Annotated in this window: 11 protein-coding genes; 8 read left to right on the top strand and 3 right to left on the bottom strand. The window is 69.7% G+C overall.

The genetic code is table 11. The features are described 5' to 3' along the window. The first annotated feature begins 77 nt into the window (after positions 1 to 77). The 4 genes from CEK29_RS11135 to CEK29_RS11150 all read left to right on the top strand — a co-directional run bounded on the left by CEK29_RS11135 (position 78) and on the right by CEK29_RS11150 (position 3,882). Positions 78 to 839, top strand: a complete 762-nt coding sequence (locus CEK29_RS11135; protein WP_094799831.1) for an SDR family oxidoreductase — start codon at positions 78 to 80, stop codon at positions 837 to 839. Positions 840 to 1,095: 256 nt separating this feature from the next. After that, positions 1,096 to 2,241 carry a DSD1 family PLP-dependent enzyme gene (locus tag CEK29_RS11140; protein ID WP_094858112.1) on the top strand — a complete coding sequence of 382 codons (1,146 nt, stop codon included), beginning with the start codon at positions 1,096 to 1,098 and terminating at the stop codon, positions 2,239 to 2,241. Positions 2,242 to 2,429: 188 nt separating this feature from the next. Further along, complete coding sequence (locus CEK29_RS11145) at positions 2,430 to 3,089, top strand: ABC transporter ATP-binding protein (protein ID WP_369597734.1); 660 nt, start codon at positions 2,430 to 2,432, stop codon at positions 3,087 to 3,089. Then, positions 3,076 to 3,882: an ABC transporter permease gene (locus CEK29_RS11150; RefSeq protein ID WP_094799833.1), complete on the top strand. Its 807-nt coding sequence runs from the start codon at positions 3,076 to 3,078 to the stop codon at positions 3,880 to 3,882. Before CEK29_RS11145 ends, CEK29_RS11150 begins: the two co-directional genes overlap by 14 nt. Positions 3,883 to 3,924: 42 nt before the next feature. Here CEK29_RS11150 and CEK29_RS11155 read toward each other — a convergent pair whose 3' ends face one another. Beyond that, complete coding sequence (locus CEK29_RS11155) at positions 3,925 to 4,737, bottom strand: alpha/beta fold hydrolase (RefSeq protein ID WP_094799834.1); 813 nt, start codon at positions 4,735 to 4,737, stop codon at positions 3,925 to 3,927. Positions 4,738 to 5,223: 486 nt separating this feature from the next. Here CEK29_RS11155 and garD point away from each other — a divergent pair, with 486 nt between their 5' ends. The 3 genes from garD to CEK29_RS11170 all read left to right on the top strand — a co-directional run bounded on the left by garD (position 5,224) and on the right by CEK29_RS11170 (position 8,877). Further along, positions 5,224 to 6,831, top strand: coding sequence for a galactarate dehydratase (gene garD, locus CEK29_RS11160; RefSeq protein ID WP_094799835.1), 1,608 nt, complete (start codon positions 5,224 to 5,226; stop codon positions 6,829 to 6,831). A 50-nt stretch (positions 6,832 to 6,881) separates the two neighbouring features. Further along, positions 6,882 to 8,186 carry a DUF445 domain-containing protein gene (locus CEK29_RS11165; RefSeq protein ID WP_094799836.1) on the top strand — a complete coding sequence of 435 codons (1,305 nt, stop codon included), beginning with the start codon at positions 6,882 to 6,884 and terminating at the stop codon, positions 8,184 to 8,186. A 64-nt stretch (positions 8,187 to 8,250) separates the two neighbouring features. Then, positions 8,251 to 8,877, top strand: coding sequence for an ABC transporter ATP-binding protein (locus CEK29_RS11170; protein ID WP_094858113.1), 627 nt, complete (start codon positions 8,251 to 8,253; stop codon positions 8,875 to 8,877). A gap of 78 nt (positions 8,878 to 8,955) precedes the next feature. Here the strand turns inward: CEK29_RS11170 and CEK29_RS11175 are convergent, their stop codons facing one another. Then, on the bottom strand, positions 8,956 to 10,089 hold the full coding sequence (locus CEK29_RS11175) for an extracellular catalytic domain type 1 short-chain-length polyhydroxyalkanoate depolymerase (protein ID WP_094858114.1): 1,134 nt from the start codon (positions 10,087 to 10,089) through the stop codon (positions 8,956 to 8,958). A gap of 26 nt (positions 10,090 to 10,115) precedes the next feature. Then, positions 10,116 to 10,538, bottom strand: a complete 423-nt coding sequence (locus CEK29_RS11180) for a CopG family transcriptional regulator (protein WP_094799839.1) — start codon at positions 10,536 to 10,538, stop codon at positions 10,116 to 10,118. 258 nt (positions 10,539 to 10,796) lie between these two features. Between CEK29_RS11180 and CEK29_RS11185 the strand changes: the two genes are divergently transcribed. Then, positions 10,797 to 11,777 carry a Bug family tripartite tricarboxylate transporter substrate binding protein gene (locus CEK29_RS11185; RefSeq protein WP_094858115.1) on the top strand — a complete coding sequence of 327 codons (981 nt, stop codon included), beginning with the start codon at positions 10,797 to 10,799 and terminating at the stop codon, positions 11,775 to 11,777. The last annotated feature ends 21 nt before the right edge of the window (positions 11,778 to 11,798 follow it).

Genomic DNA, 11,798 nt, shown 5'->3' on the forward strand with positions numbered 1-11,798 from the left:
GGCAGCCAACGGGCGCAGCACAGGCCCTCATACACAACACGGCCGCCAGGCTCGCGGTCAGGTCCGGAGAGAACATCATGCAAGCAAAGAAAGTGGTTGTGATCGGGGGCACCGGCTTGATCGGTTCCAAGGTGGTGGCGCTGCTGACGGCAGCCGGCCATGAGGCGGTGCCGGCCTCGCCCAACACGGGCGTGAACACGCTCACGGGCGAAGGGCTGGACGCCGCGCTGGCCGGAGCGGATGTGGTGATCGACGTGTCGAACTCGCCGTCGTTCGAGCCGCAGGCGGTCAAGGCCTTCTTCGAGACGTCCACGCACAACCTGCTGGCGGCCGAGGCGCGGGCGGGCGTGGGACATCACGTGATCCTGTCCATCGTGGGCACCGACCGCATGCCGGGCAACGGCTACTTTGCGGCCAAGGTCGCGCAGGAGGCCCTGATCAAGGCCGGCCCGATCCCGTACAGCATCGTTCGCGCCACGCAGTTCCTCGAGTTTCTGGGCGGCATCGCGGACGCCACGACGTCCGATGGCGTGGTGAGGCTGGCGGGCGGCTTGTTCCAGCCGGTGGCGGCGCAGGATGTCGCGGCGGCGGTGGCCGAGGTGGCGCAGGGTGCGCCCTTGCTGGGCACCACGGAAATCGCGGGTCCGGAGCGCGCGCCGTTCGACGAGATCGTGGCCCGCTACCTGGCGCTGGCGGGCGATGGCCGCCGGGTGGAGCGCGATCCGCAGGCGCGCTATTTCGGCGGCGTGGTCGAGCAGGAATCGCTCGTGCCGACCGGCCCGGCGCGGCTCGGCGGCATCGGTCTGGCGGAGTGGGTCGCCCGCCGGCCGGCGGCGTGAATAAGATGCGCGGGCGGGGCACAGCGGCTTGAGCCGCCCGCCTCGGGGGCATGCATAGGTGGCCGGAAAAGGCAGCAGCAGCCGGCTTCGGCGGCGTGAGCTTGCGGCGGGTCCGCGCCGGTCTGCCGGCACGACCAAGATTCAGTCTGGCTACATCTAACGATTAGCCCGACCGACACGAGCAGGGCGTCCGGCGTTCGTAGAATACGGCTCATGCAGTGCCGCCCCGTCGGGCGGCCGCCCGACGGATATGCCCATGAACGCCATCGCGCAAGACCTCTACGCCGACCTCGACACGCCCGCCGCGGTCGTCGATCGCGCGCGCCTCGCCGCCAACATCGCGCGCATGCAGGATCACATGAACGCGCTGGGCGTCGCCCTGCGTCCGCACGTGAAAACCACCAAATGCCTCGAGGTCGTGCAGGCGCAGATCGCCGCCGGTGCACGCGGCATCACGGTGTCCACCCTGAAAGAGGCCGAGCAGTTCCATGCGGCCGGCATCAGCGACATTCTTTATGCGGTCAGCATGGCGCCGTCCAAGCTGCCGCGCGCGCTGGCGCTCAAGCGCGCCGGCTGCGATCTCAAGATCATCGTCGACAACGTCGCGGGCGCAGAGGCGATCGTGGCCGCGTGCCGCGAGTCGGGTCTCGCGCTGCCGACGTGGATCGAGATCGACACCGACGGCCATCGCTCCGGCATCACGCCCGAACAACCCGAGTTGCTCGACGTGGCGCGCGTGCTGGACGCGGCCGGGCTGGTCGACGGCGTGCTGACCCACGCCGGCAGCAGCTACGAGCTGAACACGCCCGACGCGCTCGCGGCGTTGGCCGAGGTGGAGCGCGCCGGTTGCGTGCGCGCCGCCGCTCGTCTGCGCGAGGCCGGCATCGCCTGCCCGAACGTCAGCGTCGGCTCCACGCCGACCGCGCTGGCGGCGCGCGCGCTCGACGGCGTGACGGAGGTGCGGGCCGGCGTCTACGCGTTCTTCGACCTGGTCATGCATAACGTCGGCGTTTGCCGCCAGAGCGATGTCGCGCTGAGCGTGCTGACCACCGTGATCGGTCATCAGCCCGACAAGGGCTGGATCGTGGTCGACGCGGGCTGGATGGCCATGAGCCGCGACCGGGGCACGTCCAGGCAGGGCCACGACTTCGGCTATGGCATGCCGTGCACGCTCGACGGCGAGCCGCTGGCCGGCTGGCTCATGACGCAGGCCAATCAGGAGCACGGCATCATCGCGCCGGTCGACGGCGCCGCGCCGGGCGATGTCACCGAACGCTTCCCGGTGGGCATGCGGCTGCGCCTGCTGCCGAATCACGCATGCGCCACCGGCGCACAGTTTCCCGAGTATGCGGCGGTGGACGAAAGCACCGTCGAAATCTGGCCGCGATTCTATGGGTGGTGAGCGATACTCTCGCCATGCCAGATCCAGTGTCATTGTCTAGCGCGCCCGCCGCGGGCCGGCCAGCCGCGGGATCGCCCGCCGCAGGTTCGCCTGCCGCGGGATCGCCCGCCGCAGGTTCGCCCGCCGCAGGATCGCCTGCCGCCACCTTGTTATCCGTGCGCGGGCTGAGCTGCGAGCGGCTCGCGCCGGTGTCGTTCGATCTCGCATCCGGCGAGTGTGTCGCCATTCTCGGTCCGTCGGGCGCCGGCAAGTCGGTGTTGTTGCGGCAGATCGCCGATCTCGATCCGGGCGAGGGTGAGGTCTGGCTCGACGGGCGCGCCCGTTCGGCCATGCGCGCGCCCGCGTGGCGGCGGCAGGTGGTGTATTGCCAGGCCGAGGCGGGATGGTGGCACGAGCAGGTCGGGGCCCATTTCACCGATCGCGCCGCTGCCGCTTCGATGCTGGATCGGCTGGGGCTGGACGCGGCCAAGCTCGATGCGCAGGTACACGAATGCTCCACCGGCGAGCGCCAGCGTCTGGGTCTGGCCCGCGCGCTGCTGCTCGAACCGGCCGTGTTGCTGCTCGACGAGCCGACGGCCGCGCTCGACGCGCAATCGATCGCGCGCGTCGAGGCGGTGTTGCACGCGGAGCTCGCGCGCGGCGCGGGTCTCGTGCTCGTCACGCACGACGACGAACAGGCGCGGCGGCTCGCGCTGCGGTGCTTTCATATGGAGGCCGGCCGCCTGAGCGTGCCGGCTGATGCGCACGGCGCACGTCAAACGCGCGCGGCAGATCCTGCGGCGATTCCCGCCGCGAGCCTCGCGGAGAACCCAGCCGCAACCCAGGGAGCGCGTCATGGGCGTGATTGAACTGAGCGCGGGCGATCTGGTGCTCGCGGCCAGCCTCGTCGTGGTCTCGGCGCTGATCTCGCTGGCCTTGCGCATGGGGCTGGAGCGGCAAGTGCTGTGGGCGGCGGTGCGCACGGTCGTTCAGCTGCTGCTGGTCGGACACATTCTGCGGGTGGTGTTCGCCCACGGCACGCCGTGGCTCACGGCGCTGGTGCTCGTAATCATGATGGGCCTCGCCGCGCGCGAGGTGGCGGCACGGCCGGCCGAGCGTCTGCGCGGCCGGGGCAATGGCTGGGTCGGGGCGGTCACGGTGGCGTGCACCACCTTGCTGACCGCGATGTTCATTCTGCACACCACGCTGCGGCCGGATCCCTGGTACGACCCGCGCTACACCATCGCCCTGGTTGGCATCGTGTTGGGCAGTGTGCTCAACGCGGCGAGCCTGGCGCTCGACGGCATGCTCTCCGGCATTCGGCGCGAGCGCGGCGCGATCGAGGCGCAGCTCGCGCTCGGCGCGTCGGCACGGCAGGCGTTCGCGCCGCTGGTGCGTGCCTCGGTGCGGCGCGGCATCGTACCCAGCGTGAACCAGATGGCGGCCGCGGGGATCATCACCTTGCCGGGCATCATGACGGGCCAGATCATCGCCGGCATGGATCCGGTCGAAGCGGCCAAATACCAGATCCTGCTGATGTTCCTGCTGTGCGGGGCGAGCGGGCTGGCGGCGATGGGCGCGGCCTGGCTGGCGATGCGGCGCCTGACCGACGCGCGCGATCGGCTGCGGCTGGATCGCCTGCTGCCCGAACGCGCGGCGTGAGCCAACCAGGCGCGACGCCAGCGGCACCGGGCGCGCGAGCGTCTATCCCGCGCTCGACAGAAAATCCAGGATCAGCGCGTTGACCTCGCCCGGTTGCTCGAGACTGGGCAGGTGCGCCACGCCGCGCAGGGCGTGCCCCTGTACGGCCGGCAGGGTCTGCACCATGCGGCGGCAGCGCTCCTGGATGTGCGGAAAGTCGTACTCGCCCCACAGCAGCAGCGTGGGTACGCCGATCTCGGCGAGACGGGGCCAGGCCCGGTCCATGTCGAGATCGGTGCCGGTCGGCGGCGCGAGCAACACGCGCTGGTTCATGTCGAGAAACAGCGAGCGCGTGGCGCCGCCGATGCGGCCTTCGGGCTGCAGCGGGCCGTCGAGCCACAGCCGCGCCTTGATCGCGTTCATTTTGTCGATGTCACCCCGGGCCTCGGCCTGCTGCAGATTGGCGAGCAGCGGCAGCGCGGCGGCCGGATAGGCCGGCGCCGGCGCACCCGCCACGCTGGGCGAAACCAGCACCAGCGCGCTCACGCGTTCGGGATGGCGCAGCGCGGCGTCGATTGCGATGCGGCCGCCCGCGGAGCACCCCACGAGCACCGCCTGGCGGTCGGGCGCGACGGCGTCGAGCACGGCGAACAGGTCAGACACACTGGAATGGTCTTCGGGCACCGCACGCGTCTGCCCGAAGCCGCGCCGGTCGTACGCGATGGCGTGGAAAGCCTCGCCCACGGCCTCGACCTGCGCCCGCCACATGCGGTTATCGCACACGTTCGCGTGCAGGAACAGGACGGGGGTGCCTTCTCCGGCGGTGTCTGCGGCAAATACCGCGCCGGCATGCGCGATCTGTAAGCGGGTCGACATGGAACGAGCGCTCCGGTTGGGGGAAGGTGGGGAGGGGGGGAAGGGCATCATGCTAGCCCTCGCGCCGTGGACTGGCGAGCAAATATTGCGCAGCTCGATGGGCCGCGCGTTGGTATTGCGCGTCTTTGGGGAAAGTGCGCCTTGACGCTCTGGCGATTGTCGAGGTTTAAACGGTAGTCTCGTCCGGCCGGGGCGCCGGCGCCGGCGACGGGTCCGGGGGCGGATCACCGCGTGCGCGCGGAGGCCGCGACGCCGCGCAAGCGGAAGGCGCAGGCGGCAGGCCGGCGCTGTGGCCGCCAGACTACGTCTCGCGGCGAGCCCGCGGCGTCCCTCCGGCCCGCCGCACTGCTGGCTTTACAAGCAGGCAAAAAAACTCGAAACTTGTATTACAAGTCCGGCCGCACCGGCTTGTGAGCGCTACCGTGCTGATCCCGGGGGCAGGCCCCGGGACACGCGCGTACAGACGACACGATCGAGACACCCGCCATGCCCGCCGCTACCGAAGTCCAGCTTGATGCTCCCCGCCTTGCTCCCCTGTATATCAAAGTCCACCCGAACGACAACGTCGCCATCGTGGCCAACGACGGCGGTCTGCCGGCCGGGACGGTATTCCCCTGTGGTCTGACGCTGGTCGAAGGCGTGCCGCAGGGTCACAAGGTGGCGCTCACGGACCTCGCCGAGGGCGAGCCGGTGGTGCGCTACAACGTGACCGTGGGCTATGCGGCCAAGCCGCTGGCGCGCGGCAGCTGGATCAACGAGCGCGTCACGACCATGCCCTCGGCCCGCACGCTCGACGACCTGCCGATCGCCAACCGCCCCGCGCCGGATACGACGCCGCTCGAAGGCTATACCTTCATGGGCTACCGCAACGCCGACGGCACCGTCGGCACGCGCAACATTCTTGCCATCTCCACCACCGTGCAATGCGTGCAGGGCGTGGTCGAGCACGCCGTGCGCCGCATCAAAGACGAACTGCTGCCGCGCTATCCCAACGTGGACGACGTGGTCGGCATCGAGCACACCTACGGCTGTGGCGTGGCGATCGATGCGCCCGGCGCCGCGGTGCCGGTGCGCACGCTGCGCAACATCGCGCGCAATCCCAACTTCGGCGGCGAGCCCATGATGGTGAGCCTGGGCTGCGAGAAGCTGCAGCCCGAGCGCCTGATGCCGGTGGCGGGCCGCCCGAGCACCATTCCGATCGCCCAGCAGGATGCCAATCCCTGGCAGGAGCCGGTCGACACGGTCTGCCTGCAGGACGATGTGCACGTCGGTTTCGGTTCGATGATCGATGCCATCATGCAGACCGCCGATCGACATCTGCAGCGCCTGAACGCGCGGCGCCGCGAGCCCTGTCCGGTGTCGGACCTCGTGGTGGGTGTGCAGTGCGGCGGAAGCGATGCGTTCTCCGGCCTCACCGCCAATCCGGCCGTGGGCTTCGCGGCCGACCTGATCGTGCGCGCCGGCGGCACCGTCATGTTCTCCGAGAACACCGAGGTGCGCGACGGCATCGACCAGCTCACCGCGCGCGCGGCGACGCCCGAGGTGGCGCAGGCGCTCATCCGCGAGATGGACTGGTACGACAAGTACCTCGAGCGTGGCATGGCCGATCGCAGCGCCAACACCTCGCCGGGCAACAAAAAGGGCGGCCTGTCCAACATCGTCGAGAAGGCGATGGGATCGATCGTGAAGTCCGGCTCGTCGGCCATCTCGGCCGTGTTGTCGCCGGGCGAGCGCCTCACCACGCGCGGCCTGGTGTTCTGCGCCACGCCGGCCAGCGATTTCATCTGCGGAACGCTGCAGATGGCCGCCGGCATGAACCTGCACGTCTTCACGACCGGCCGCGGCACGCCTTACGGCCTGGCGCAGGTGCCCGTCGTGAAGGTGGCCACCCGCAGCGATCTCGCGCGCCGCTGGCACGACCTGATGGACGTGAACGCCGGCCGCATCGCCACCGGCGAGGCCACCATCGAAGACGTGGGCTGGGAGCTCTTCCATTTGCTGTTGTCGGTGGCGAGCGGCGAGCGCCAGACCTGCGCCGAGAAGCTCAAGCTGCACAACGCGCTGGCGCTGTTCAACCCGGGCCCGGTGACGTAAGCCGCGCCGGGCTTGGTATGCTCGGGTAACGAGCCACTCCTGCCCGCGCTATGTCCTACGCCGATCCCACGCTGCCCCTCGCCGAACTGCGCCGCCGCCAGTTGCGCCGCATGAAAGTCTGGGCGCTCGTGCTGCTGCTCGCCATGCTCGCGGGCTTCATCGCGAGCCATGTGATGGGCGGGCAGGGTGCGTGGGCCTGGGTGCGGGCGTTCTGCGAAGCCGCCACCGTGGGCGCGCTGGCCGACTGGTTCGCCGTGGTGGCGCTCTTCAAGCGCCCGATGGGCCTGCCAATCCCGCACACCGCCATCATCCCTTCCAACAAAGAGCGCATCGCCGACAACCTGGCGATCTTCGTGCGCGATCATTTTCTCGACCCCGATACGCTGCTCGAGAAGCTGCGCACGTTCGATCCGGCCACGCGGCTGGCGCGCTGGTTGTCCAAGCCCGCGCAGACTCGGGCGCTGGCGCAGGGCGCGCGCAAGATCGCGCTGCAGATGCTCGACCTGCTCGACGAACGCGCGGTGCGCGGCGCCATCCAGCGCTTCGTGGTCGATACCGTCCAGCGTTGGGACGCCGCGCGCACGGCGGGCGATGTGCTCACGCTGCTGACCCGCGACGGGCGGCACCAGGAGCTGCTGGACGCCGCGCTCGCGCGGCTGGGCAACTATCTGGGCGAGGCCGACGTGCGGGATCGCGCCTCGGCGCTGTTGGTGAAGTTCGCGCGCAAGGAGTGGCCGCGCACCATCAAGGCGCTCGATTACGTGGCCGATCTCGACGAGATGGCCGACAACCTGGCCGAGCGTCTGGCCCAGGCCATGGTCGACGAATTGCGGGAGGTGCTCGCCGCGCCCGACCACCCGGTGCGGCGCAACTACGAAACCTGGGTCCTCGATTACATCGAGCGCCTGCGCGACGATCCCGCGCTGGCGGCCCAGGTGCAGAAGCTCAAGCAACAGGCCATCGAGCATCCCAAGGTGCAGGAGTACGTCCAGACCCTGTGGGGCGATATTCACGATGCGCTGCGCCGCGACCTCAACGATGAGAATTCGGCGATGGCGACGCACCTCGAGTCCGCGCTGCGCAACCTCTCTGGCCGACTGGCGCAGGATCCCGGCCTGCGCGACGCGCTCAACGCCCATCTGATGGGTGCGGCGCGCCGCCTCACGGGCCGGCTGCGCAGCGGCGTGACGCAACACATCGCGCGCACGGTCAAGACCTGGGACGAACGGCATCTGGTCGAAGAACTCGAGCTGAGCGTGGGCCGCGATCTGCAATACATCCGCTTCAATGGCACCCTGGTGGGCGGGCTGATCGGCGTCGCGCTGCACGCCATCGTGCTGTTGCTCACGCCGTGACACCCGCCGGATCAGCGCTCGGCATCCCAAGACGACATCAAGACGCAACGCCCAAAGGACCCTCATGCTACGCATCGATAAGCTCACCAAGCGCTATGGCGACGTGCTCGTCTTCGACGGCCTGACACAGGCGTTCGAGTCGGGTTGCGTGGCCCTGTGCGAGGAAGACAGCACCGGCAAGTCGACCCTGCTGGCGATCGTGGCCGGCGTGCTGGCGGCGGATCAGGGCGATGTTTGGATCGATGGCCTGTCGATGGCCAGCGCGCCGCAGGCGGCGCGCGCGCGGCTGGTCTATGTGGCCGACAACTGCCTGCTGCATCCGGCGATGACCGGCCGCGAGCTGCTGGAACAGGTGGCGGCCGACAAGGGCGTGGCGCTGGATGACGCGACATGGGCGCTTGCCGAGGATTTGGGCCTCACTCCGCATCTGGACAAGCGCTTCGAGCAGATGTCCACCGGCACGCGCCGCAAAGTCTTCCTGACGGCCGCCCGGTTGGGCGATCCGGCCGTCGTGATCGCGGACGGCCCGACCAACGGCCTGGACATGGCCGCGCGCGACGTGCTGGCCGAGGTGTTTGCCGAGTGGGGCGAAGATCGCGTCGTGCTGTTCGCCAGCCACGATCCCGAGTTCGTGCGGGCCTGCGGCGCGCGCGAGATCGAGGTCGGCACGCTGCGCGAACCGGCGCCCTGACACGGCGCCGCGCCCGCGCCACGCGTGCGCCTCGTGCTGGCCGGGCTGCGCCGGCGCGCCGCGCCTGCGGCACGGTGCTCAGCGCGCGGGGTCGAGCTCCCGCTCGAAAAAGAAGCGCAGCATTTCCCCGGTGGCGTCCGGGCCGTTCTGGTCCGTGTACGAACCGCGGCTGGAGCCGCCCGCCCAGGCGTGGCCGGCGCCATGGATCTCCCAGCGTTCGACGATGACCGCGCCGGCGGCATTGCGGTAGAGGTAGCGCGTGCTGCCACGCCGGGGTCCGGCGGCGGGCACCGCGCCGGATTCGATCCGCGCCGACGCACCGGCGCTGGTGGCGGCCACCGCCTTGGCGTTGGCCGGATGCACGGTGGCGTCGCGGTCGCCATGGAACACGATCAGCGGCACGCCGTTGCCGGTTGGGGCGGCGCCGGCAAGACCCTTGCCCTTCATGGCGGCCAGGGCCGACGGCAGGTCCGAGGCCGCGCCGGGCGCGAGCCCGGAGTGCACGCCCGCCGCTGCAAACAACTCGGGGTAGGTGTTGGCCAGGATCGCGGCCATCGCGCCGCCGGCCGACAGGCCCGCCGTGTAGACGCGCCGGGCGTCGATGTTGTGCGCCTCCATCACCGAACGCGTCATGCCGGCCAGAATCGAGGGCTCGCCGCGGCCGTGCTGCTGGTGATTGTGCTTGAACCAGTTCCAGCACTTCTGCGGATTGGATTCGCGCGGCTGAATCGGATAGAGCACATAAAAGCCCTGGGCCCGTGCCGCTTCGTCCATGGCCGTGCCGGCCGCGAAGTCGTTGGCGTCCTGGGTGCAGCCGTGCAGCATGACGACCAGCGGCCGGGGGCGGTCGCCCGCGCCCGGCGGCACATACAGCCGGTAGGCGCGCTGCCCGGACGCATTGCGGAAGGTGCCGGTGATCACGGTGTCTGCCGCGGTAGCCTGATCTCGGGCTGCGGCTGCGGCTGCGTTGGCGGCGGCGGGCGCGGCCGCCTGGGTGGCGCGCGCGCCGCTGCGCGCGCCGCTGTCCGGCACTTCGCGCGCCTCGACATCGATGACATCGCCATCCGCCGGACGCACGGATGCGGCGGCCATCGGCGCTTGTGCGCCGACACCGCGCAGCGCCGACTGGATCGCGGCGGTGGCCGCGCCCAGATCGCCGGCCTGGGTGAGGCGGGTGGCGTGATTCATGAACTGCAGGAACTCGGGGTGCATGGCATTCCCTTTACGGCAAGAAGGCGTCAGCCGATACGCTGACGCAAGGCGGTTTTGACGGCGGGGCTTGCATGTAGCGCGCCCAGGACGGTCAAGGATTCGATGGTGGCGAGGGCCAGCTCGGGCGTCACGTCGGGCGCGATCGTGGCCAGGCCCAGCACGCGGATCTGCAACATCTCGCCGGCGGCCTGCACCGCGAGGAGGTCCTGCGCGGTGTAGTGCTGGATACCGAGCACGAGCGTCTTGCGGGTGACGACCTGACGCACCGCTTCGCTGTGCAGCGCCAGCTGATTGCGGATGGCCGTACGTATCAAATCAGTGCGGTTGGCGTAGAAGCCTTCCTGGACGAGCAGATCGATCTGACCGAGGTCGACATAACCCAGGTTGATCGTGACCTTCTCATCGGGAGGCTTGGGTGCGGCGGCGAGGGCGGGGGTGCGGGGAGGCATGTGCACATATTAGTACCATCCAAGTGGATGGTCTACGGCTGTTTCATTTGCGCACGCCGTGGTGTGACGCGGCGCCGGCGGGTGCCCGCCTGACAGGGGGCGTGCCCGTTCCTGGCGGCACACAACCATGCAGAAACGCTAATGGCTCCCTCAGCTTTATTCATTGGTCGCTCATGCCCCGTCTCCCCATAATCCTCGGACAGCCATACAGGCGCCGCCGTCGGCCGACGGCGTATTCGACGATTCAAGGGGAACGACATGCTGAAGACGCTATCGCTGCGCGCGGGCCGTGCCGCGGGACTCGCATTGCTCATTCTGGGCGGACCCGCCGGCGCGGCGGGCTACCCGGACAAACCCATCAAACTGGTCGTGCCGCAGGCGGCGGGCGGCGGCACCGATGTGATCGGGCGGCTGTGGGCGGACTATCTGTCGCGCCAGCTCAAGACGCCGGTGGTCGTCGAGAACCGGCCCGGCGCGAACGGCATCCTGGCCTCGAGCTACGTGGCCAAGCAGCCGGCCGATGGCTACACGGTGCTGGTGAGCGGCATCTCGTATCTAGCCTTCAATCCGCACATGTACAAGGACCTGGCCTATCGGCCGTCGCGCGATTTCGACGGGGTCAGCCTGCTGGTCAACACGCCGTTCCTGCTGATCACCAGCACCAACACCGGCATCCGCAATCTCGATGAGCTCGTCGCCCGCGCCCAGGCGCAGCCGGAGTCGCTGAACTTCGCCTCGGCGGGCAAGGGCAACTCCACGCATCTGGTGGTGGAGATGCTGGCGCAGCGCAAGAACATGAAGCTCACCCATGTGCCGTACAACGGCGCGGCGGCGGGCCTGACCAGCGTGGTCGCCGGGCAGACCGAGGTGATGGCCGACGTGCTGAACACCGCCGCGGCGCAGGCCCGGGCCGGCAAGGTCGTGCCGCTGGCCGTGGTGGGCACGCAGCGCGCGGCGAGCGTGCCGGATGTGCCCACGCTGGCCGAGCTGGGCCTGAAGGATTTTCCGTTGCCGGGCTGGTATGCGCTGGTGGCGCCCAAGGGCACGCCGCGCTTGGCGATCGACCGGCTCAACGCCGAGACGCGCCGCTTCTTCGACGACCCCGCGATCAAGGCCCGCCTGCAGGAGCTGCAGCTCGAGCCACTGCCGTCCGCACCCGAGGCCGTGGCCGAGTGGACCGAACGCGACAGCGCGACCTGGGGCCCGCTCATTCGCCAACTCGGCCTGAGCAACGACTGACCTCCCACCTACAAGGATATG

Origin of the sequence: Bordetella genomosp. 5 (genome assembly GCF_002261475.1) — a bacterium.
Classification (GTDB): domain Bacteria; phylum Pseudomonadota; class Gammaproteobacteria; order Burkholderiales; family Burkholderiaceae_B; genus Bordetella.